Source organism: Pseudarthrobacter sp. YAF2, assembly GCF_052113345.1.
GTDB lineage: Bacteria > Actinomycetota > Actinomycetes > Actinomycetales > Micrococcaceae > Arthrobacter.
The window spans coordinates 140,646-160,741 of sequence record NZ_JBFRDA010000002.1; the positions used below are offsets into that span (position 1 = coordinate 140,646).

Annotated in this window: 20 protein-coding genes; 9 read left to right on the forward strand and 11 right to left on the reverse strand. The window is 65.3% G+C overall.

Annotated features, from left to right (window positions below; translation table 11 throughout):
- Nucleotides 1-15 precede the first annotated feature (15 nt).
- From AB4Y79_RS02580 to AB4Y79_RS02590, 3 genes are all read right to left on the reverse strand, one after another.
- Entirely contained in the window at nt 16-1,284 is a 1,269-nt protein-coding gene (locus AB4Y79_RS02580; RefSeq protein ID WP_441858507.1) for a hypothetical protein, read from the reverse strand.
- Entirely contained in the window at nt 1,281-1,760 is a 480-nt protein-coding gene (locus tag AB4Y79_RS02585; protein ID WP_441858509.1) for a DivIVA domain-containing protein, read from the reverse strand. The genes AB4Y79_RS02580 and AB4Y79_RS02585 overlap by 4 nt, the downstream gene beginning before the upstream one ends.
- Before the next feature lie 76 nt (nt 1,761-1,836).
- Nucleotides 1,837-2,619, reverse strand: coding sequence for a TIGR00730 family Rossman fold protein (locus tag AB4Y79_RS02590; RefSeq protein ID WP_441858510.1), 783 nt, complete (start codon nt 2,617-2,619; stop codon nt 1,837-1,839).
- 104 nt (nt 2,620-2,723) lie between these two features.
- Here AB4Y79_RS02590 and AB4Y79_RS02595 point away from each other — a divergent pair, with 104 nt between their 5' ends.
- The 4 genes from AB4Y79_RS02595 to AB4Y79_RS02610 all read left to right on the forward strand — a co-directional run bounded on the left by AB4Y79_RS02595 (nt 2,724) and on the right by AB4Y79_RS02610 (nt 5,993).
- Entirely contained in the window at nt 2,724-3,479 is a 756-nt protein-coding gene (locus AB4Y79_RS02595; RefSeq protein ID WP_441858512.1) for an amino acid ABC transporter ATP-binding protein, read from the forward strand.
- 53 nt (nt 3,480-3,532) lie between these two features.
- Nucleotides 3,533-4,435 carry a glutamate ABC transporter substrate-binding protein gene (locus tag AB4Y79_RS02600; RefSeq protein WP_441858513.1) on the forward strand — a complete coding sequence of 301 codons (903 nt, stop codon included), beginning with the start codon at nt 3,533-3,535 and terminating at the stop codon, nt 4,433-4,435.
- A 62-nt stretch (nt 4,436-4,497) separates the two neighbouring features.
- Entirely contained in the window at nt 4,498-5,145 is a 648-nt protein-coding gene (locus AB4Y79_RS02605; RefSeq protein WP_285248740.1) for an amino acid ABC transporter permease, read from the forward strand.
- Nucleotides 5,142-5,993, forward strand: coding sequence for an amino acid ABC transporter permease (locus tag AB4Y79_RS02610; protein WP_441858515.1), 852 nt, complete (start codon nt 5,142-5,144; stop codon nt 5,991-5,993). Before AB4Y79_RS02605 ends, AB4Y79_RS02610 begins: the two co-directional genes overlap by 4 nt.
- 107 nt (nt 5,994-6,100) lie before the next feature.
- On the opposite strand, the gene dapE is transcribed toward AB4Y79_RS02610, so the two are convergent.
- Complete coding sequence (gene dapE / locus AB4Y79_RS02615; RefSeq protein ID WP_441858516.1) at nt 6,101-7,237, reverse strand: succinyl-diaminopimelate desuccinylase; 1,137 nt, start codon at nt 7,235-7,237, stop codon at nt 6,101-6,103.
- A 51-nt stretch (nt 7,238-7,288) separates the two neighbouring features.
- Between dapE and dapD the strand changes: the two genes are divergently transcribed.
- Together dapD and AB4Y79_RS02625 are read left to right on the forward strand one after the other, a co-directional pair.
- Entirely contained in the window at nt 7,289-8,311 is a 1,023-nt protein-coding gene (dapD, locus tag AB4Y79_RS02620; RefSeq protein ID WP_441858518.1) for a 2,3,4,5-tetrahydropyridine-2,6-dicarboxylate N-succinyltransferase, read from the forward strand.
- A gap of 7 nt (nt 8,312-8,318) precedes the next feature.
- Nucleotides 8,319-9,176, forward strand: a complete 858-nt coding sequence (locus AB4Y79_RS02625; protein WP_441858519.1) for a hypothetical protein — start codon at nt 8,319-8,321, stop codon at nt 9,174-9,176.
- Nucleotides 9,177-9,186: 10 nt separating this feature from the next.
- Here AB4Y79_RS02625 and AB4Y79_RS02630 read toward each other — a convergent pair whose 3' ends face one another.
- Together AB4Y79_RS02630 and AB4Y79_RS02635 are read right to left on the reverse strand one after the other, a co-directional pair.
- Entirely contained in the window at nt 9,187-9,798 is a 612-nt protein-coding gene (locus tag AB4Y79_RS02630) for a hypothetical protein (protein WP_441858521.1), read from the reverse strand.
- A gap of 116 nt (nt 9,799-9,914) precedes the next feature.
- Nucleotides 9,915-10,520, reverse strand: coding sequence for a TetR/AcrR family transcriptional regulator (locus AB4Y79_RS02635; protein ID WP_441858522.1), 606 nt, complete (start codon nt 10,518-10,520; stop codon nt 9,915-9,917).
- A gap of 101 nt (nt 10,521-10,621) precedes the next feature.
- Here AB4Y79_RS02635 and galE point away from each other — a divergent pair, with 101 nt between their 5' ends.
- Nucleotides 10,622-11,635 carry a UDP-glucose 4-epimerase GalE gene (galE, locus tag AB4Y79_RS02640; protein ID WP_441858524.1) on the forward strand — a complete coding sequence of 338 codons (1,014 nt, stop codon included), beginning with the start codon at nt 10,622-10,624 and terminating at the stop codon, nt 11,633-11,635.
- Between the two features lie 126 nt (nt 11,636-11,761).
- Here galE and AB4Y79_RS02645 read toward each other — a convergent pair whose 3' ends face one another.
- The 3 genes from AB4Y79_RS02645 to fdxA form a co-directional block, all read right to left on the reverse strand.
- Entirely contained in the window at nt 11,762-13,048 is a 1,287-nt protein-coding gene (locus AB4Y79_RS02645) for a citrate synthase (protein WP_056334606.1), read from the reverse strand.
- Nucleotides 13,049-13,285: 237 nt separating this feature from the next.
- The gene (gene dapC / locus AB4Y79_RS02650) at nt 13,286-14,437 is read right to left on the reverse strand and encodes a succinyldiaminopimelate transaminase (RefSeq protein WP_308930405.1); all 1,152 of its coding nucleotides are present in this window, start codon (nt 14,435-14,437) and stop codon (nt 13,286-13,288) included.
- A 14-nt stretch (nt 14,438-14,451) separates the two neighbouring features.
- Nucleotides 14,452-14,778 carry a ferredoxin gene (fdxA, locus tag AB4Y79_RS02655; RefSeq protein ID WP_009356972.1) on the reverse strand — a complete coding sequence of 109 codons (327 nt, stop codon included), beginning with the start codon at nt 14,776-14,778 and terminating at the stop codon, nt 14,452-14,454.
- 136 nt (nt 14,779-14,914) lie between these two features.
- Between fdxA and AB4Y79_RS02660 the strand changes: the two genes are divergently transcribed.
- Nucleotides 14,915-15,151, forward strand: a complete 237-nt coding sequence (locus tag AB4Y79_RS02660) for a putative acetyltransferase (protein ID WP_441858526.1) — start codon at nt 14,915-14,917, stop codon at nt 15,149-15,151.
- 85 nt (nt 15,152-15,236) lie between these two features.
- On the opposite strand, the gene typA is transcribed toward AB4Y79_RS02660, so the two are convergent.
- Nucleotides 15,237-17,165 carry a translational GTPase TypA gene (gene typA / locus AB4Y79_RS02665; RefSeq protein WP_091415324.1) on the reverse strand — a complete coding sequence of 643 codons (1,929 nt, stop codon included), beginning with the start codon at nt 17,163-17,165 and terminating at the stop codon, nt 15,237-15,239.
- 272 nt (nt 17,166-17,437) lie between these two features.
- On the opposite strand from typA, the gene AB4Y79_RS02670 reads away from it, so the two are divergent.
- On the forward strand, nt 17,438-18,325 hold the full coding sequence (locus AB4Y79_RS02670; protein ID WP_441858528.1) for an SGNH/GDSL hydrolase family protein: 888 nt from the start codon (nt 17,438-17,440) through the stop codon (nt 18,323-18,325).
- Nucleotides 18,326-18,387: 62 nt separating this feature from the next.
- On the opposite strand, the gene AB4Y79_RS02675 is transcribed toward AB4Y79_RS02670, so the two are convergent.
- Nucleotides 18,388-20,094, reverse strand: coding sequence for a dipeptide ABC transporter ATP-binding protein (locus tag AB4Y79_RS02675; protein WP_441858530.1), 1,707 nt, complete (start codon nt 20,092-20,094; stop codon nt 18,388-18,390).
- Nucleotides 20,095-20,096: the final 2 nt, after the last annotated feature.

Below are 20,096 nucleotides of genomic sequence, written 5' to 3' on the forward strand. Positions count from 1 at the left end.
CGGAAGCCCCATTTGCTAGGGCGGATAATCGCCCCCGCCCGGCAGCTGGGCCCAGGCCCAGAGCCAGACGATCCACACGACCTGGAGCAGCAGGAACATGACCACCACGGTTCCGCGGTAGGCCCTGGACCGGGACAGGAAGACAGCTCCCAAGGCCAATGGAAACAGTGGCAGCAGCATCCTGAAGGTGCTGGTCTGCGGGTGCAGGAACATCAGCAGGTATCCCATGTAGCAGGCACACCAAAGCCGGAGTTCGGTACCGAGCCGCACCACAGGGGGAAGGAACAGCATCCCGGCGAACAGCGCCACGAAAACCACCGGGGCCAGCAGGCCCAGGACGGGCCCGAAAAGTTCGACGCCGGTATCGAACCAGGGCTTGAACGGCACCAGGTCCTGCCCCCGCCACACCGTTTCGGTCTTGGTGTAGGCCTGCGGGTCGCCTGTCGCGGCCCATGCTGCCGCGGGCCAGACCAGCGCTGATACACCGGCGACGGCGGTGAGGCCGGTCAGTGCCGCCAGGTCCAGGACCGAATGGGCTTCTTCAGCCGCATCCCGGACGGTACCGGGCCGTCGGCCGGCCCGGAAGCAGGCAACTGCCCGGAAGACCAGCAGCAGGCCTGCCATCGCCGCGAAGGGAACGCCCACAGGCCGGGACAGGCACAGCAGGAACACCACCGGGATGGCCCACAGGTACTGGCGGCGCAGCACCAGAAGCAGGGCCCATGCGAGCAGCAGGAGGGACAACGGCTCGGCGTACGGCACCTGCAGCACGGCCGACACCGGGAAGCTGGAAAAGAACGCCACGCCCCACAGGGCCTGGCCGTGGTCCGCCTTCTGCCGGAAGAGGAGATAGGCCAGCAACGCGGCTCCCCAGCCGGCCAGCATGGCGATCAGGGTGAGCGAAGCGGCCGGATTCAAGCCGGTGAGTCTGCTGAGGCCGCCGGCCAGGGCGGGAAAGAGCGGGTAGAAAGCCCACGTGTTTTCCTGCACGTTTCCGGCAGCGTCAGTGGGAAGGACGGAAGGGTAGCCGTTGGCGATGACCTGGGCATACCAGCGGGCATCCCAGATGTTGATGAAGTTCCAGTAGTCCGGCTTTGGCGGGAACCAGGGATTGACGCCCTGATGGAGCGCCGCGGCCATGAAGATGCACGCCGACACCACGCGGCTGGCCGCATACAGGACAGTGGTTTGGATCCACCACGGCCAGCCGCGGACGGCGGAGGCTGCCCGGTGGACAACATCGTTGGCAGACGCCATCGGGCTGCGGCGGGCCACCGTGCTCACGGGCCACCCGTCCCCGGTACGGCGGTGCCGTGGGCTTCCGCGGCCGCATCCACGGCGGTGCCGGGCTCAGTACGTGCCGGGTCCGCGGGGGTGTCCGGGCCGACGTCGGAATCCTGCGTGCCGTCGTCGGAATCCTGATCGGGGGCGTCTTGTTCCAAAGCGGCAAGCCGGCCGCGGAGCTCCGCCAATTCCCGGTCCCTGACGGCAAGTTGGTCCCGCAGGTCCTCCAGGACCTGGTCCACCTGGTCCATCCGGTAGCCGCGCAGGCCGAGCGAGAACCGCAGCTGGTTCACGTCCTCCGGCCCGGCGTGCGCGGGCAGCAGCACGGGCGGGAGGTTTGCGGGCGGATCTTCGAGGCCGCCGCCCAGCAGTGACGGCAGCCCGGCACCGCCGCTAACGCGGGAGCGCCGGCCCAGGCCGGCCCACAGGACCGCAGCCACCAGGATGACGGCGAGGAATACCAGAAAGAAACTCACCGTCCCATCGTGCCAGATCCATGGCCGCCGGCCATTGGCCCTCAGAGCGGATCCGCACCTGAGCGCGGACCCGGGGCTACTCCGGCCGCTGCTCCCCGCTCAGCGACGGGGTCACAGAGCCGTGAAGCACCCGGTCCACTGCTTCCGCGGGATCGTCAACGAGCTGGATGAGGTCCAGGTCCTTTTCCGAGACCATTCCTTCGGCCACCAGGGTGCCCCGGATCCATTCGATCATGGGGCCCCAGAACTCCACGCCCAGGAGCACGATCGGGAAGGACGTCACTTTCCGCGTCTGGACCAGGACCATGGCCTCGAACAGCTCATCCAGGGTGCCCAGGCCGCCCGGCAGCACAATAAAGCCCTGCGCGTATTTGACGAACATGGTCTTGCGGGCAAAGAAGTAACGGAAGTTGATCCCCAGGTCCACCCATTGGTTCAGGCCCTGCTCGAAGGGCAGCTCGATGCCCAGGCCCACCGATACGCCGTTGCCTTCCACCGTGCCCCTGTTGGCCGCCTCCATGGACCCGGGTCCGCCGCCGGTAATGACAGCGACGCCGGCCTCGGCGAGCTTGCGCCCCACCTCTACGCCCATTTCGTAGTACTTGCTGCCGGGCTTGGTCCGGGCTGAACCAAAAACGCTGACGGCCTTTCCGATGTCCGCCAGCGCACCGAATCCTTCGACGAACTCGCTCTGGATCCGCAGGACCCGCCAGGGGTCGGTATGGACGAACTGGCCGGGGCCCTTTGTATCGAGCAGATGCTGGTCAGACATTTCCACGGCGGCCTGCTTGCGGCGGAGCTCAAGGGGACCCTTGCGGCGTGGCTGGGAAGTCTTGGCCGGATCTGCGTTGGTACTCATTCCCCTAGGCTAACCTCCAACTCCAGGTATCTCTTGAATCACGATCGGCATGAACTTGGGGTGATTGGCGTCATAACCCTCCGTTGTTCGCTAGATTCTTTCCTATGACTACTCATGTGCCCGGCGATGCTCTCGTCTCCCTGAACGCCGTTAATAAGCATTACGGCCAGCTGCACGTTCTGAAGGACATCAACCTCCAGGTCCGCAAGGGCGAGGTTGTTGTGGTCATCGGACCCTCGGGCTCCGGTAAGTCCACCCTCTGCCGGGCGATCAACCGCCTGGAGACCATCGAGGGGGGAACCATCAGCATCGACGGGAAGGTCCTGCCGGAAGAAGGCAAAGAGCTGGCCAGGCTCCGCGCCGACGTCGGAATGGTTTTCCAGTCCTTCAACCTGTTCGCGCACAAGACCATCCTTGAAAACGTCACGCTTGGACCCATCAAGGTCAAGGGGGCGTCGAAGGCGGCGGCTGAAAAAGAGGCCATGGCCCTGCTGGAGCGCGTAGGCGTCGGCCAGCAGGCGCCCAAGCTTCCCGCCCAACTCTCCGGTGGCCAGCAGCAGCGCGTGGCAATTGCCCGCGCCTTGGCAATGAAGCCAAAGGTCATGCTGTTCGACGAGCCCACGTCCGCGCTGGACCCCGAAATGATCAACGAGGTCCTGGACGTCATGGTCCAGCTGGCCAAGGAAGGCATGACCATGATCGTGGTCACCCACGAGATGGGCTTTGCCCGCAAGGCTGCAGACCGTGTGGTTTTCATGGCTGACGGCCAGATCGTCGAAGACGAGGCGCCGGAGGAGTTCTTCACCAACCCGAAGAGCGACCGCGCCAAGGACTTCCTGTCCAAGCTCCTCACCCACTAAGCACACCGCACCCCTCCGGCCGCCGCGGGCGGCCGACCAATGAAAGGTATCTGATGAAGAACTTCTTTACCCGGAAGAAGCCACTGTTTGTAGCGGCAACCGCGGCGCTGGCTCTTTCCCTCAGCGCCTGTGGTGGTTCCGGAGGCGGCGGCACGGCTCCCTCCAGCTCGGACGAGGCTCCGTACAAGGTTGCTGACAACGTCACCCTGACGGGCAGCCCCACCTACGACGCCATCAAGTCCAGCGGCAAGGTCCGCATCGGCGTTAAGCAGGACCAGCCCGGCCTCGGCTTCAAGGACGCAGCGACCGGCGAGTACACCGGCTTTGACATCGAAATCGCCAAGTGGATCGCTGCATCCCTGGGCGTCAGCAAGGACAAGATCGAATTCAAGCCGATCCCGTCTGCCAACCGCGAGTCCGCCATCACCAACGGCGACATCGACTACTACGTCGGCACCTACTCCATCACGGACAAGCGCAAGCAGCTGATCGACTTCGCTGGTCCCTACTTCGTCACCGGACAGGGCCTGCTGGTGAAGAAGGACAACTCCAGCATCAACAGCGAGAAGGATCTCTCGGGCAAGAACGTCTGCTCGGCCACGGGTTCCACTCCGATCCAGAACATCAAGGCAAACTTCCCGGACACCAAGACCACTGAGTTTGATACCTACTCGCAGTGCGTCGAGGCACTCAAGAGCGGCCAGGTAGACGCGGTCACCACCGACCAGGCCATCCTGCTCGGCTACGCTGCCCAGGAACCGGACAGCCTGAAGGTTGTCGGCCAGCCGTTCACCACTGAAAAGTATGGCGTCGGCCTGAAGAAGGGCGATACCGCGCTGCGCCAGTTCATGAACAAGACGTTCACCGACGGTAACTCCGTGTGGCAGAAGATCTACGACCAGACGCTGGGCCAGTCGGGCACGAAGGTCGAACAGCCCAAGGTAGAGAACTACTAAACCAAAGTTGAGGGGGCGGCCACGCAGCCGCCCCCTCTTCCACTGTCGAAAGCGACGATTCTGTGAATACGCTGCTGAACAATTCGGATCTCTTCATAACGGGTTTCCGGAACACACTCATACTTTTCTTCTTCTCGGCGATCTTCGCCCTGGTCCTCGGGACCGTCGTTGCCGCCCTTCGGGTCTCCCCCGTTCCCGCCATGCGCGCGACGGCAACGCTCTACGTCAACGTGGTGCGCAATACCCCGCTGACGCTGGTTCTCTTCTTCTTCGCCCTCGGGTACCCGAAGCTGGGCCTGGTGCCGATCGACTTCACGACCGCCGCCATCATTGGCCTGAGCCTCTACACCGCCACCTACGTGGCCGAAGCTGTCCGCTCCGGCATTAACACCGTGCCGGTAGGCCAGGCCGAGGCTGCCCGCGCCATCGGCCTGCCCTTCACCCAAACACTGACCCTTGTGATCCTGCCGCAGGCTTTCCGCGCCGTCATCCCACCGATGTTCAGCGTGTTCATCGCCCTGCTCAAGAACACCACTGTCGCCGCCGGTTTCTCTGTCTTTGAAGCCGGCGCCATCCGCGCAAACCTCTCCGAGCGCGGCGAGCCCGCGCTGACCGGCCTGCTGTGGGTCGCCTTGGTGTTCATCATCCTTGTATTCATCCTTTCCGCGCTGCAGCGAAAGCTTGAACAGAAGTGGAAGGTTTCACGATGAGTTCAATCCTTTTTGACGCCCCCGGTCCCAAGGCACGCTCCCGGTACCGGCTTCTTGGTGTCGTTACCGCCCTGGTGATCCTGCTGATCGTCGGATTCGTCGTACTGCGTTTGGCCCAGAGCGGCCAGTTCGACGCGAAGAAGTGGCAGTTGTTCACCTTCCCGCTGGTGCAGCAGACCATTGCCCAGTCCGTCGGTGCCACCCTGTCCGCCTTCGCCACCGCGGCAGTCCTGAGCCTGATCCTCGGCGTGCTGCTGGCATTTGGCCGGTTGTCCGACCGGCGCTGGATCAGTGCTCCGTGCTACGGCTTCACGGAGTTGTTCCGCGCCGTTCCGCTGCTGATCCTGATGATGATCTTCTACTACGGCCTGCCCACCATCGGGATCCAGGGAATCACGCCGTTCACCGCCGTGGTTGCCGGCCTGGTGTTGTACAACGGGTCTGTCCTTGCCGAGGTCTTCCGCGCTGGCATTGAGTCGCTGCCGAGGGGCCAGAGCGAAGCCGGGTATGCGATCGGCCTGCCCAAGAGCAAGGTCATGACCAGCATCCTGCTGCCCCAGGCCGTCCGGTCCATGCTTCCGGTGATCATTTCCCAACTGGTGGTCATCTTGAAGGACACCGCTCTCGGGTTCATCGTTACCTACAACGAGATCCTTTTCCAGGCAAAGTACTTCGGCAGCCAGATCCAGTACGGATCACCCATTATCCCGGCAGCTATTGTTGCCGCCGTGCTCTATGTGGGAATGTGCCTGATCCTGGCCGCACTCGCCAAATGGCTGGAGCGCAGGCTCTCGCGCAAGCCCGGCGCAGCAGTCATACCAGCGGCTGCAGTTCCCGCCGAGGTATAACCAGCACCGGCTGCACCGTCGAGGGGAAGGGCCCGGAACCGTAAGGTTCCGGGCCCTTCCCGCGTTTCACCTCCGAGTCAGAGGCTCGTGCTCAACGGGCCGCCGTCCTAGCCGGCGAGCCACTCCTCCAGGGCCCGGAGGCACGTGCGGATGGCGTCGGCGGAAACGTGCTCGTTGTCCTTGTGCGCCAGCAGCGGATCACCAGGGCCGAAGTTCACCGCCGGGATGCCCAGTTCGCTGAAGCGGGCGACGTCGGTCCAGCCGTATTTGGGCTTGGGCTCGGCTCCCACGGCGGCAACGAAGGAGGCCGCAGCCGGGTGCTGAAGGCCGGGCCTGGCGCCGGCGGCAGCGTCGGTGCGGACCACGTCGAAGCCGGCAAGCAGTTCCCGGACGTGGGCTTCCGCTTGGTCCGGCGTCTTGTCCGGGGCAAATCGGTAGTTGATCTCCACCACGCATCGGTCCGGGATGACGTTGCCGGCCGTGCCGCCGTTGATCTTCACCGCATTAAGGCTTTCGCGGTAATCGAGGCCGTCAACGTTGACGGTACGTGGCTCATAGGCCGCGAGGCGGGCAAGGATGGGCGCCGCGGCGTGGATGGCGTTGCTGCCCATCCATGCGCGGGCCGAATGGGCCGCCTCCCCCATGGTGGTGGCTTCGAACCGGCTGGTCCCGTTGCAGCCGCCCTCCACTGTCCCGTCCGTTGGCTCCAGCAGGATGGCGAAGTCACCTTGCAACAGGTCGCCATGGTTCCGGACCAGGCGTCCCAGGCCGCTCTTCACCGCTTCCACTTCTTCATGGTCGTAAAACACAAACGTGACATCCCGCTTGGGCTGCCTGCCGCCGTCGAACAAGCCTGCCGCCAGGGCCAGCTGGACCGCCACGCCGCCCTTCATGTCAGTGGCGCCGCGGCCGTAGAGGATGCCCGCGCCCGGAACTCCGGAGTCCCACGTTGAGGGGACTGTGCCGCGGGAGCCCTCGGTCTGGGGCAGCGGGACGGTGTCCAGGTGCCCTGCCAGGATCACGCGTTCGGCCAAGCCGAGTTCGGTGCGGGCGATGATGGCGTCGCCGTCGCGAACTATGGTCAGTTGGGGGATCTCCGCCAGGGCGGCCTCCACGGCGTCTGCGAGCTGTTTCTCGTTGCCGGACACGCTGTTGATGTCCATCACTGCTGCGGTCAGCAACGCCACGTCCTGCTGCAGGTCAAGGATGGACACGGACGATTCGGGGGCAGTTTCAGCAGTCACGAAGCCAGTCTAGTTCGAACCGCCTGGCCGCCCCTCGATAGACTGGAGCACATGACTGAGACCGCTTCCTCCGCCGTGCCCGAAACCCTCACCACAGACCCCGATAACCGTTCGGCCTACGGCTTTGGCATTGCCACCATCGCCACCGGCGACGCAAGCATCCTGGACGTCTGGTTCCCGGCACCGGCGCTTGGTGTCGCGGCCGGGAACCTCCGTTCGGTGGAGCACGCCGACGAGGCCCTGACCCGCATTGCCGAGAACGGCGCGGACGAGGACCGCGGGACCGAGCAGAAGGTGGTCTTTGTCCAGATCAACCTCGATGAAGCCCCCGCGGACACCGCCGACGCCTACCTCCGCCTGCACCTCCTCTCGCACCGGCTGGTCCAGCCCAACACCATCAACCTCGACGGCATCTTCGGCAAGCTCCCCAACGTCGTGTGGACCAACTTCGGCCCCGCCCCCGTCGAAGGCTTCGAGCTGACCCGCGCCAAGCTCCGCAGGCGCGGCGCCGTCACCGTCTACGGCATCGACAAGTTCCCGCGCATGGTGGACTACGTGGTGCCCACCGGTGTCCGGATTGCCGACGCCGACAGGGTCCGCCTTGGCGCGCACCTCGCCGCCGGTACCACTGTCATGCACGAGGGCTTCGTAAACTTCAACGCCGGAACCCTGGGTACTTCCATGGTGGAGGGCCGCATTTCCGCCGGCGTGGTGGCAGGTGACGGCAGCGACGTCGGCGGCGGTGCGTCCATCATGGGCACCCTGTCCGGAGGCGGCAAGGAGAAGATCACCATCGGTGAGCGCGTCCTCCTCGGTGCCAACTCCGGAGTGGGTATCAGCATCGGCGACGACTCCGTTGTCGAAGCCGGCCTCTACGTCACGGCAGGCACCCGCGTACGCATCCCCGGGCCCAAGGACGAGGTAGGCGAAGACACCACCAAGATCGTCAAGGCCGCCGAACTCTCCGGCGTGCCCAACCTGCTGTTCCGCCGCAACTCCACCACCGGCGCCGTCGAGGCCCTCCCCCGCGCCGGACAGACCGTTGAGTTGAACGACGCCCTGCACGCCAACTGATCCTTCGGTGGGACGCAGACGCGGCCTGCGCCGCCTGGCGGTGCTGCTGCTTGCCCTCGCGCTGGCAGCGGGCGGCATCTATACCGCGGTGTACTTCGTGCAGCGTTCCGAAACCCTCGTTTCGGAACGCTGCACCGCCTCAGCCGGCAACCGCACCGGGGAGCTGGCGCCGGACCAGGCGGCCAACGCCGCCCTCATCACCGCTGTGGCTGTGCGGCGGGGATTGCCTGCCCGGGCTGCCACCATCGCCCTTGCCACTGCCATGCAGGAGTCAAAGCTCCGCAACATCGGCCACGGTGACCAAGCCGGACCGGATTCGCGGGGACTTTTCCAGCAGCGGCCATCCCAGGGCTGGGGTACCGAAGCACAAATCATGGACCCGTACTACGCCGTGAACGCCTTCTACGACGCACTGGTGAAGATTCCGGGGTACGAGGCACTCGACATCACGGACGCCGCCCAGCGGGTCCAGCGCTCCGCCCATCCCGAGGCCTACGCCCAGCATGAGGACATGGGGCGGGCGTTCGCCTCCGGCCTGACCGGCCAGACACCGGAAGGGGTCCAGTGCACGCTGCGCTCGGCAACGGCCGCAGGGGACGCGGCCGCGGTGGCGGGCGAGCTGGAGCAGGCCTACAGCGGCGTTGATTCCCAGGCTGACGGTGACACCCTGGTGGTGGAAGCCGACGGAGCGATGGCGTGGTCCATCGCGCAGTGGGCAGTCGCCAATGCAAAGGACCTGTCCGTGACCCGCGTTGACGTTGCCGGGAAAGCCTGGCTGCGTTCGGGCGGCAACGGCTGGCAGGATTCGACCACGGCGGACGGGCGGGTGCGCATCACGGTACGGCAGAACGACGGCGGCAGTTGAGGCTGCGGGGTCAGACGAGGATTTCCAGCACCGGCTGGACGTAGCTGCGGAACAGCTCAGGCTGGCTCATCAGGTCCTGGCTCATGATGATCTTGTCCGGTTCCAGGTACCAGGCCCGCTGCTCGTCCAGCGGCAGTTCGATGATGGTCAGGCGGAAATCCCTCGAATCCCGGCCGATTTCCATCAGCCTGTCATCCACCATGTCCGCAATAAGCTGGTCCGTTCCGCTGGCGCCCCGTTCCCCCTCCAGCTCGGCATACTCGCTCCTGCGTTCCCTGGCCCAGGTGAGGGCAGAGCCGAAGTGCGCCTGCAGGACCCGCTGCAGGGCAGGGGAATTGCCGAACGCCTCGAAATCCGGCGGGGAGAGCTCGGGCGCCGTCTGTGGGTACGCCTTGAGCAGTTGCTCCCACCAGGCCTCCCACTCGGTCTTCAGGGCACTCAGTCCACCGACCTCTGCGGTGAGGTGGGCGTGGTCGGCGGGCCTGACCTTGGGGGCCGCGTGGGACAGCATTGGACGGCCCACTCCGTTGAGGCCGGCCGCGTCCCGGACGTAGAGAGCAATCATCATCGGCCCGGACGTATCCGTGGTGATCTGCCATCCTGAACCGCTTGCGTGGTGCATTCAAAGTCCTTCCCTGGCCGACTTCTGCCGGGCGTCGTGCTGCAGTCCGGCGTACCGGCTTTCAGTCTATTCCCGCAGGCCATCCGCGGTAGTGCCGGACATGCTCCAGGTACGGCTCATCGTGCCAGCCCGTCCAGGTGCCGCTCAAGGACATCGCCGCACATCTGCGCAGTCATCCAGCCCGGCTGCAGCAAAGCGTGCATGCTCAGGCCGTCCAGCGTTGCCAGCAACCGCTCCGCCTCCACCACCAGGTTTTCCTGCGGTTCGTCCGGCAGCAGCGAGGCAACCACACGCCCGACGACGGCAGCGACCTCCCGGTGGCTGCGGTCCGCAACAGCAGCAAGGAACGGCCTGATCCGCGCCGCATTCTTGAAGGCCAGCCACGCGCACGCCTCCACCGCGCTGTCCTGGTCCAGGGGCAACAACCCGCCCAGCAGGGTTATAACGGCCTGGCGGTGTTCCGGGCTGCCCGGGCCGGCCCCGTCCACGGCGGGCAGCAGTCGTTGGAGCCGGCTGACGATGCGGTCCACCACTGCCCCGAATGAGAAGGCCAGGAGTTCCTCGCTTCCCGCGAAGTAGTGCCGAACGGAACCGACCGCCAGGCCTGCTTCGTCGGCCACTTCGCGCAGCGAGGCACGTTCCAGTCCGTCAACGGCAATGATCCGGAGAACCGCCTGGACCACGTCCTGCCGCCTGGCATCTGCATCAACAATTTTGGGCACCATCCTTAGTAGCACACTTGTGCTTCTTTCCGGGTGTCACATCGCGCCCGCCATCCGGAAAGCAGGGGCGGCCTGCGCCTGCCGTGGGATAGCGTTGAGGCATGAAAATCTTGGTTACAGGTGGCACCGGCTACATCGGTTCCCACACTGTTCTTTCCCTGCAGGAAGCCGGCCACGACGTCGTTGTCATCGACAACCTGGTCAACTCGAGCGAAGAGTCGCTGCGGCGGGTTGCCGAGCTCAGCGGCAAGGCCGCCGAGTTCCACCACGTCGACCTGGTGGACGAGGACGCCGTCGAAAAGGTCTTTGCCGGCAGCGCCATCGATGCCGTGATCCACTTCGCCGGCCTCAAGGCCGTCGGCGAGTCAGTACGGGAGCCGCTGAACTACTACTACAACAACCTTGTAGGCACCCTGAACCTGATCCGCGTCATGGACCGGCACGACGTCCGCTCCATCGTGTTCAGCTCATCAGCCACCGTCTACGGCGAGCACAACCCCATCCCGTACGTGGAAAAGATGGAGATCGGCGCCAACAACCCGTACGGGCGCACCAAAGAACAGATCGAGGACATCCTCTCAGACCTCGGCGCAGCGGATACCCGCTGGCACATAGCACTCCTGCGCTACTTCAACCCGGTGGGCGCCCACCCGTCCGGCCGGATCGGCGAAGACCCCCAGGGCATTCCCAACAACCTGGTCCCGTTCATCGCCCAGGTGGCAGTGGGCCGCCGCGAGAAACTCATGGTGTTCGGCGGCGACTACGACACCCCGGACGGCACCTGCCTGCGCGACTACATCCACGTCGTCGACCTGGCGGAAGGTCACGTGGCCGCACTGAACCACATCGCCGCGCGCACCGGCGTCTTCCGCTGGAACCTGGGCTCCGGCAAAGGTTCCTCCGTCCTCGAGGTCCTGCGCTCCTTCGAAAAGGCCGTCGGCCAGCCCATCCCCTATGAGATCACCGGCCGCCGCGCGGGCGACCTTCCGGCTTTCTGGGCGGACGCCACGTCCGCGCTGGCGGATTTGAGCTGGTCCACCACCAAGACCGTGGACCAGATGTGCGAGGACCACTGGCGCTGGCAGAAGAACAACCCGCAGGGCTACGCCTCCTGAACCCATCGATTGCTCCGCACTTGCCGTTTCGGAGACCGAAAACGACGAGTACGGAGCAATGGATGGTGATTAACGCAAAAACGGCCGCCCACCTGAGGTGGGCGGCCGACGTCGTCATGCCTGGCTTCAGCGGGCGGGGTAGTCCCGCTCCGGCTCGCCGATGTACAGCTGGCGCGGGCGGCCGATCTTGGTGTTCGGGTCGCTGATCATTTCACGCCACTGCGCGATCCATCCCGGCAGGCGGCCGATGGCGAACAGGACGGTGAACATCTTCTCCGGGAAGCCCATCGCCTTGTAGATCAGGCCGGTGTAGAAGTCCACGTTCGGGTAGAGCTTGCGCTGGATGAAGTAGTCATCGCTGAGCGCCTTCTCCTCCAGCCGCATGGCGATGTCCAGCAGCTCGTCGTTGCCGCCAAGCTTGCTGAGGATCTCGTGGGCCGTGGCCTTGACGATCTTGGCGCGCGGATCGTAGTTCTTGTACACGCGGTGCCCGAAGCCCATGAGGCGGACGCCGTCTTCCTTGTTCTTGACCTTCTCCATGTAGTCCTCGGGCTTGAGGCCCTCAGCCTGGATCTGGCGGAGCATCTTCAGCACGGCCTCGTTGGCGCCGCCGTGGGCGGGTCCGAAGAGGGCGTTGATGCCTGCGGAAACGGAGGCGAAGAGGTTGGCATTGGAGGAGCCCACCAGGCGCACCGTGGAGGTGGAGCAGTTCTGCTCGTGGTCCGCGTGGAGGATGAGGAGCAGGTCCAGTGCCTTGACGATGACCGGGTCCAGTTCGTACTGCTCGGCCGGCAGGCCGAAGCTGAGGCGCAGGAAGTTCTCCACCAGGTTCATGGAGTTGTCCGGGTAGAGCATGGGCTGGCCGATGGACTTCTTGTGCGCGTAAGCGGCGATGACCGGCAGCTTGGCCATCAGGCGGATGGTGGAAACCTCCACCTGCTCGGCGTTGAACGGGTCCAGCGAGTCCTGGTAGAACGTGGACAGGGCGGATACTGCGGAGGACAGCACCGGCATCGGGTGGGCGTCACGGGGGAAGCCGCCGAAAAAGCCCTTGAGCTCTTCGTGCAGCAGGGTGTGGCGCCGGATCTTCTGGTCGAACTCGTCCAGCTCGGTGGGCGTCGGCAGGTTGCCGTAGATCAGCAGGTAGGACACCTCAAGGAAGCTGGAGTGCTGGGCCAGCTGCTCGATGGGGTATCCGCGGTAGCGCAGGATGCCCGCATCGCCATCGATGTAGGTGATTGCCGAGGTGGTTGCTGCGGTGTTCATGAAGCCGGGGTCAAAAGTCACGGCGCCGGTCTGCTTCAGCAGCTTGGAGACGTCGTAACCCTCGTTCCCTTCAACAACCTGGATGCGCGGGAGCTTCAGCTCACCACCTGCATGGAGCAGGGTCGCAGCATTGTTGGTCTCAGTCATGGAGTCCCCTTCATGAGGCGTCTGGGCCTCTGTCGAAAGCTTGATCCAACATCAGGTGAGCCGCGCACTGATCCTGAGAAGACAGGTTCCAACACCCGGGCTGCCTTCTTGTAGAAAGCCACCATTGATAGTCACTTAAAAACTACCGCTCCTTGGCGGGTGTCACTAATCCGCGGCCAGCCGATACGGCCTAAAATGCCCCGGATGTGGGACGAGTCACACGAATATTACGTGCCCTTAGGAGCCCGCTCCTGCCAGCCGGGCCACCGCTGCGTCGATGCGCTCGTCGGAGCCGGTCAGGGCAACCCTGACAAAGCCGTTGCCGGCGTCACCATAGAAGACGCCCGGGCCCACCACGATGCCCAGGTCGGCGAGCCGGGCCACCGTGTCCCAGGTGTCCTCGCCCGCGGTAGACCAGAGGTACAGTCCTGCGTCGGATTCCTTGATCTGCAGGCCAAAGTCCAGCAGCGCAGGCACCAGCCGTTCACGCCGGCCGCGGTAGAGGTCCTTCTGGGCCTCAACATGCGCGTCGTCGCCCAGCGCCACCCGCATGGCCTCCTGGACCGGGTAGGGGACGATCATGCCCGCATGCTTGCGGCTGTTGACCAGGTTGGGCATCAAGCCGGGATCGCCGGCCACGAATGCCGCCCGATAGCCGGCCAGGTTGGACTGCTTGCTCAGCGAGTAGACGGCAAGCAGGCCTTGGTGCGAGCCGCCGGCCACGCGGGGATCAAGGATGCTGGGCACCCGCCGGCCGCCGCGCTGGACGTCCCAGTCCCCCCAGCCAAGCTCTGCGTAGCATTCGTCGGAGGCAACCACGGCACCCAGTTCACGGGCCTGGACCACCAGCGCTTTCAGGGACTCCGCGTCCCGCACGCTGCCAGTGGGGTTGCCGGGCGAATTGACCCAGATGAGGCGAACGCGGGCACGGGTGGCGTCGTCGAGCTCGTCCAGGTTATCCGTGGCCACCGAGGTGACTCCGGCAAGGGTTGCTCCGATGTCGTACGTGGGGTACGCCACCTTGGGGCGTACGACGACGTCGCCGGGCTTGAGGCCCAACAGCAGCGGAAGCCACGCAACGAGTTCCTTGGAACCCACCGTGGGCATGATGTTGCGGGGATCCAGGCCGGACACTCCGCGCCGCCGTTCGAACCAGCCGGCGATGGCTTCCCGAAGCGCCGGTGTGCCATGCACGGTGGGATAGCCCGGGGCGTCGGCGGCAGCCTTCAGGGCGTCCTGGACCAGTTGCGGCGTGGGGTCGACGGGGGTTCCGATGGAAAGGTTGACCGCTCCCCCGGGATGCTCGGAGGCTTTGGCCACGTACGGCGCCATGGCCTCCCAGGGGTAATCGGGCAGGGCCAGGCCAAACGAATTCACTGCTGCTGTCACGGCTTTCGTCCGGGTCAGTGGTCTTGGTTCTGCGGCGGCAGCGCGGCGATCATGGGGTGGTCCTTGCCCGTGTTGCCGATCTTGGCTGCGCCGCCCGGGGATCCAAGGTCATCGAAGAACTCGACGTTCGCCTTGTAGTAGTCAGCCCACTCATCCGGGGTGTCATCCTCGTAGTAAATGGCCTCCACCGGGCAGACGGGTTCGCAGGCGCCGCAGTCGACGCACTCGTCCGGATGGATGTACAGCGAACGCTCGCCCTCATAGATGCAGTCCACGGGGCATTCTTCGATGCATGCCTTGTCCTTAACATCCACACACGGCTGCGCGATTACGTACGTCACGTCCCTGGCCTCTCCACGTTGGGTTCCGGCGACCCGCCGGCACTTGCATCCGGCAGCACGGCCGGACTCTTGACATCTGAGCCTATTATCTCCCAGCCCGTTCCCGCGAACCTAGCCGGCGCCCTAGTATGAACTGGTGAGTCTGCCCGTCCCCGCGCCCGTCCGGTTCCTGTCGTCGGCTGCGCCCGGTACGCGTGTCGTGGTTCGCTACCGGATAGAAGGGGGCCTGACCGACGCCCTGGGCCACCTGCTGGCGTGCGACGCCGGTTCCTGCACCGTCCGGACCAGGCAGGCCGACGTCGTAATTCCGCTCGGGGGTGTCGTGGCTGCCAAGGAAGTCCCGCCCGCTCCCCCGCGGCGGCCGGGGCGCTAAGGCCCCCTCTTGAGGCGCTGAGGCCGTTGTTAACGACGAATGCCACCGGCCGAAGCCGGTGGCATTCTGTGCGTTCAGGGCGTTGTTATGCCTTGGCGCGGGCGCGGTTGGCCTTGGCGCGCTCGTTGGTGTCCAGGATGACCTTGCGGATGCGGATGGATTCCGGGGTGACCTCGACGCACTCGTCTTCGCGGGCGAATTCGAGGGACTCTTCGAGGGTCAGGTCGCGCGGGGGCGTCAGGTTCTCGAAGGTGTCCGAAGAAGCGGCACGCATGTTGGTGAGCTTCTTTTCCTTCGTGATGTTGACGTCCATGTCATCGGCGCGGGAGTTCTCGCCGACGATCATGCCCTCGTACACCTCTGAGGTGGGCTTGACGAAGAAGGAGCCGCGCTCCTGCAGGTTGATCATGGCGAACGGCGTCACAACACCGGCGCGGTCGGCAACCATGGAACCGTTGGTGCGGTACTCGATCGGGCCGGCCCACGGCTCGTAACCCTCGGAGATGGAGGCGGCGATGCCGGCTCCACGGGTGTCCGTGAGGAACTTGGTACGGAAACCGATCAGGCCGCGGGCCGGAACGATGAACTCCATGCGGCACCAGCCGGTGCCGTGGTTGGCCATGTTGGTCATGCGGCCCTTGCGGGCTGCCATGAGCTGGGTGACGGCGCCGAGGTATTCTTCGGGGACGTCGATTGTCATGTGCTCCATCGGCTCGTGGATCTTGCCGTCGATGGTCTTAGTGACAACCTGCGGCTTGCCGACGGTCAGCTCGAAGCCTTCGCGGCGCATCTGCTCGACCAGGATGGCCAGCGCGAGCTCGCCGCGGCCCTGGACTTCCCAGGCGTCGGGACGCTCGGTGGGGAGCACCTTGATGGAGACGTTACCGATCAGTTCCTTGTCCAGGCGGTCCTTCACCTGGCGGGCGGTGACCTTGGCGCCCTTGACCTTGCCGGCCAGCGGCGAGGTGTTGATACCGATGGTCATGGAGATCGCGGGATCGTCCACGGTGATCAGCGGCAGCGGCTGCGGGTTCTCGGCATCGGTCAGGGTCTCACCGATGGTGATTTCCTCGATGCCGGCGACGGCGACGATCTCGCCCGGTCCGGCGGATTCCGCCGGAACGCGGTCCAGCGCCTTGGTGGCAAGGAGCTCGGTGATCTTGACGTTCTTGAGTTCACCGTTGGCGCGGGCCCAGGCCACCGTCTGGCCCTTGCGCAGGGTGCCGTTGTAGATGCGCAGCAGCGCCAGGCGGCCCAGGAACGGGGACGCGTCCAGGTTGGTGACGTGCGCCTGCAGGACACCTTCGGGGTTGTAGGTGGGAGCGGGGATGTGCTCGATGATGGTCTTGAACAGCGGCTCGAGGTCCTCGTTGTCCGGGGCGGCGCCGTTGGCGGGCTGCTCCAGGGATGCGCGGCCAACCTTGGCGGCGGCGTAGACAACGGGAACTTCCAGGACCTTGTCCAGGTCCAGGTCCGGAACCTCGTCGGCAAGGTCGGAGGCCAGGCCCAGGAGCAGGTCCATGGACTCGTGGACCACTTCGTCGATGCGGGCATCGGGACGGTCGGTCTTGTTGACCAGCAGGATCACGGGAAGGTGCGCGGCAAGAGCCTTGCGCAGCACGAAACGGGTCTGGGGCAGCGGGCCCTCCGAGGCGTCAACGAGAAGGACGACGCCGTCCACCATGGACAGGCCGCGTTCCACCTCGCCGCCAAAGTCGGCGTGGCCGGGGGTGTCAATGACGTTGATGGTGATGGTCTCGCCGTTGGAGGACGGACCGTTATAGGCCACCGTGGTGTTCTTGGCCAGGATGGTGATGCCCTTTTCACGCTCCAGGTCACCGGAGTCCATGACGCGGTCTTCGAGGTGGTTGTGCTCGGCAAAGGAGTTGGTCTGCTTGAGCATGGCGTCGACCAGGGTGGTCTTGCCGTGGTCAACGTGGGCCACAATCGCGACGTTGCGCAGGTCACTGCGCGATGCAGTGGCTACCGCGGTGTTGGTGGTGGTTTCAGACATGCGTAATGGCTCGATTCAGTGGAGTCAGCTGTTGTATCGCGACATTTCCAACTGGAACGCACGACGGACAAGGCCCTTGGCACGGGGCGCCTGCATCTATTCTAGCCGGTGAGCCATTTATTGGCCTAAAATCCGCCGGGACCCGGGGCCTTCAGGTTGCGCCCCGCGAGGGCAGGCGGGACCAGAGTGTGACGAAATTCACTGACACTTCCCGCGGCGTGGCATGATTGCTGTGACGCAGCGCCCACCTTCAGAGCAAGTCGGAGACAACGATGCCCCGTGCCACGGCCATCACGCCCAGCGGCGCCGCCCGGGCCGCCACCATCGTGGCGTCCGGCCTCCTTGCAGCGTCCGCGGTCCTGGGGCTCGCCGGGTGCGGGTCGCCCGCCGGCAATGGCGTCAATTCAATGTCGCGGGCGGCGGCGTCCGGTGGACAAGCGCCGGCTGCCGCTGCCGTGAAGGCCAACGTGGCGGCCACGTCCCGGCTGTTGAATGCCGGGAACGGGAGGCTTGAGGCGGTGGTACCGGACATCAGCCGGACGGTCCTGCTGATTGGGGATTCCCAATCGGAGCCTCTGGACGGCTGGCCGCGACTGGGCCTGGCCGCCGCCGGGTACGACGTATATTTTTGCGGCCGGGGAGGCACTGGGTACGTCGCGGCAAACGGTGCCACCGGGAACTACGCTGACGCCCTGGAGCGCGGGGACTGGCTGCTTCCCTCAGGCACTCCGGCCCTGATCGTCGTCGAAGGGGGCGGCAATGACGCCGCCACCGGCGCAAGCAACACCCAAATTGTCCGCAACGCCGGGCGGCTGATCGCCGATCTCAAAACCCGCTACCCCGGCACACGGATGGCAATGATCGGAACCCTGGCACGGGGAGCAAACGACGGCGGCGGACGGCGGAGCGAGGTGGACGCTTTGCTGGGCTCCGTGGCTGCTGCCCATGGCATGCCTTTTGTTTCCACCGGCGACTGGCTTACCCGGTTCGGGCTGGCCAAGGACCTGGCTGACTCCGTCCACATGAACGCCCAAGGCCGCGTGGCACTGGGCGTGATCCTTGAACGCAGGCTCCGCGAGCTGGGGCTGGACCGGACGTCGGCCGCGGACCAGGGTTCCCTGGCGGCCGCCCCTGGCGGCGTCAGCGCGCTGCAGGACTGAAGGTTTAAGCAAGTGGAGSCGGGACCCAAGGTCCCGGCTCCACTTGCTTGGAGGGCTACGGCCTATGCCACTTCAGGCGGCAGCATCAGCTTCGCACCGGGGATGGCGTTGAGCAGCGCCTTCGTGTAGTCCTGCTGCGGCGCCTCGAAGACAGCGTCCGTAGAACCGGTTTCAACCAGCCGTCCCTTTTCCATCACGCACACATGGTCGGCAATCTGTCGCACCACGGCAAGGTCGTGGGTGATGAACAGGTAGGTCAGCCCAAGGTTGGCCTGCAGGTCGGCGAGCAGGTTCAGCACCTGCGCCTGCACCAGGACGTCGAGCGCGGACACGGCCTCGTCACAGATGATGACCTCGGGATCCAGCGCCAGGGCACGCGCAATGGCAACACGCTGCCGCTGGCCACCGGAGAGTTCGTTCGGGTACCGCTGCATGGCGGACTGCGGCAGCGCCACCTGGTCCAGCAGAGTCCGGACTTTCTTTTCCCGGCTGGCCTGGTCCCCGATCTTGTGGACGCGGAGCGGTTCTTCGATCGTCCGGTAGATGTTGTACATCGGATCGAGGGAGCCGTACGGGTCCTGGAAGATCGGCTGGACGCGCCTGCGGAACTTGAACAGTTCAGCCGGCTTCAGCACGGAAGTGTCGACGCCGTCGAACAGGATCCTGCCATCTGTCGGCTTCTCAAGCTGGAGCACCATCTTGGCCACCGTGGACTTGCCGGACCCCGACTCCCCCACGATCGCCGTCGTGGTTCCGCGCCGGACGTCGAAGCTCACGCCGTCAACGGCCGCGAAATCCGCCGCCTTGCCCAGCCCCTGGCGGAGCTTGTACACCTTCCGCAGGTCCTGGATCTGCAGGAAGGTATCAGACTTCGCTGTTTCCGCGGCCGGCGCCAGCAGGTCCGTCGTCTCCACACCCTGTTCCTTGGCCACCTGGATGCGGCGGCTGGCCAGGGACGGCGCGGACTCCACGAGCCGCTTGGTGTACGGGTGCTGCGGGTTGCGGAGCAGTTCCAGCGACGGACCCGCTTCAACGACGCGGCCCTGGTACATGACCACCACCTTGTCCGCACGCTCGGCCGCAAGGCCGAGGTCGTGGGTGATCAACAGGACCGAGGTGCCCAGTTCGTCGGTCATGGTTTCCAGGTGGTCCAGGATCTGCCGCTGGACCGTGACGTCAAGGGCCGACGTCGGCTCATCCGCAATCAGCAGGCGCGGCTGGCAGGACAGGCCAATGGCGATCAGGGCACGCTGGCGCATGCCACCCGAGAATTCGTGCGGGTACTGGTTGGCCCGGCGCTTGGCGTCCGGCAGTCCTGCCTGGGCGAGCACCTTGGCGATGTCGTCCGGCCCGCTGGGCCGGCCGTTCGCACGCAGCGTTTCCCGGACCTGGTAGCCGATCTTCCAGACCGGGTTCAGGTTGGACATGGGGTCCTGCGGGACCATGCCGATGGTGTTGCCGCGCAGTTCGATCATGCGCTGCTCACTGGCGTGGGCGATGTCCTCGCCGTCGAGCAGGATCTGGCCGCCGGATACCTTGCCGTTGTTGGGCAGGAGGCCGATGGCCGCCAACGCGGTGGTGGACTTGCCGGAACCGGACTCCCCCACGATGGCTACTGTTTCGCCGGGCATGATGGTCAGATGGGCGTCCCGGACGGCCTTGACTTCACCGCCACCGGTCTTGAAGGTGATGGCGAGGTCCCGGATTTCGAGCAGCGGCCTGACCCCGGTGGTGCCGGCCTCATCAATGCGGACGTCTGGAGTTGTCATCT

What these genes read in the sequence shown, in the direction of transcription:
- dapD (WP_441858518.1), top strand. Translation starts at nt 7,289, where the DNA reads ATGACTGAGACCGCTTCCTCCGCCGTGCCCGAAACCCTCACCACAGAC.
- AB4Y79_RS02675 (WP_441858530.1), bottom strand. Translation starts at nt 20,094, where the DNA reads ATGACAACTCCAGACGTCCGCATTGATGAGGCCGGCACCACCGGGGTC.
- galE (WP_441858524.1), top strand. Translation starts at nt 10,622, where the DNA reads ATGAAAATCTTGGTTACAGGTGGCACCGGCTACATCGGTTCCCACACT.
- AB4Y79_RS02600 (WP_441858513.1), top strand. Translation starts at nt 3,533, where the DNA reads ATGAAGAACTTCTTTACCCGGAAGAAGCCACTGTTTGTAGCGGCAACC.
- AB4Y79_RS02590 (WP_441858510.1), bottom strand. Translation starts at nt 2,619, where the DNA reads ATGAGTACCAACGCAGATCCGGCCAAGACTTCCCAGCCACGCCGCAAG.
- typA (WP_091415324.1), bottom strand. Translation starts at nt 17,165, where the DNA reads ATGTCTGAAACCACCACCAACACCGCGGTAGCCACTGCATCGCGCAGT.
- AB4Y79_RS02610 (WP_441858515.1), top strand. Translation starts at nt 5,142, where the DNA reads ATGAGTTCAATCCTTTTTGACGCCCCCGGTCCCAAGGCACGCTCCCGG.
- AB4Y79_RS02630 (WP_441858521.1), bottom strand. Translation starts at nt 9,798, where the DNA reads ATGCACCACGCAAGCGGTTCAGGATGGCAGATCACCACGGATACGTCC.
- AB4Y79_RS02670 (WP_441858528.1), top strand. Translation starts at nt 17,438, where the DNA reads ATGCCCCGTGCCACGGCCATCACGCCCAGCGGCGCCGCCCGGGCCGCC.
- AB4Y79_RS02595 (WP_441858512.1), top strand. Translation starts at nt 2,724, where the DNA reads ATGACTACTCATGTGCCCGGCGATGCTCTCGTCTCCCTGAACGCCGTT.
- AB4Y79_RS02645 (WP_056334606.1), bottom strand. Translation starts at nt 13,048, where the DNA reads ATGACTGAGACCAACAATGCTGCGACCCTGCTCCATGCAGGTGGTGAG.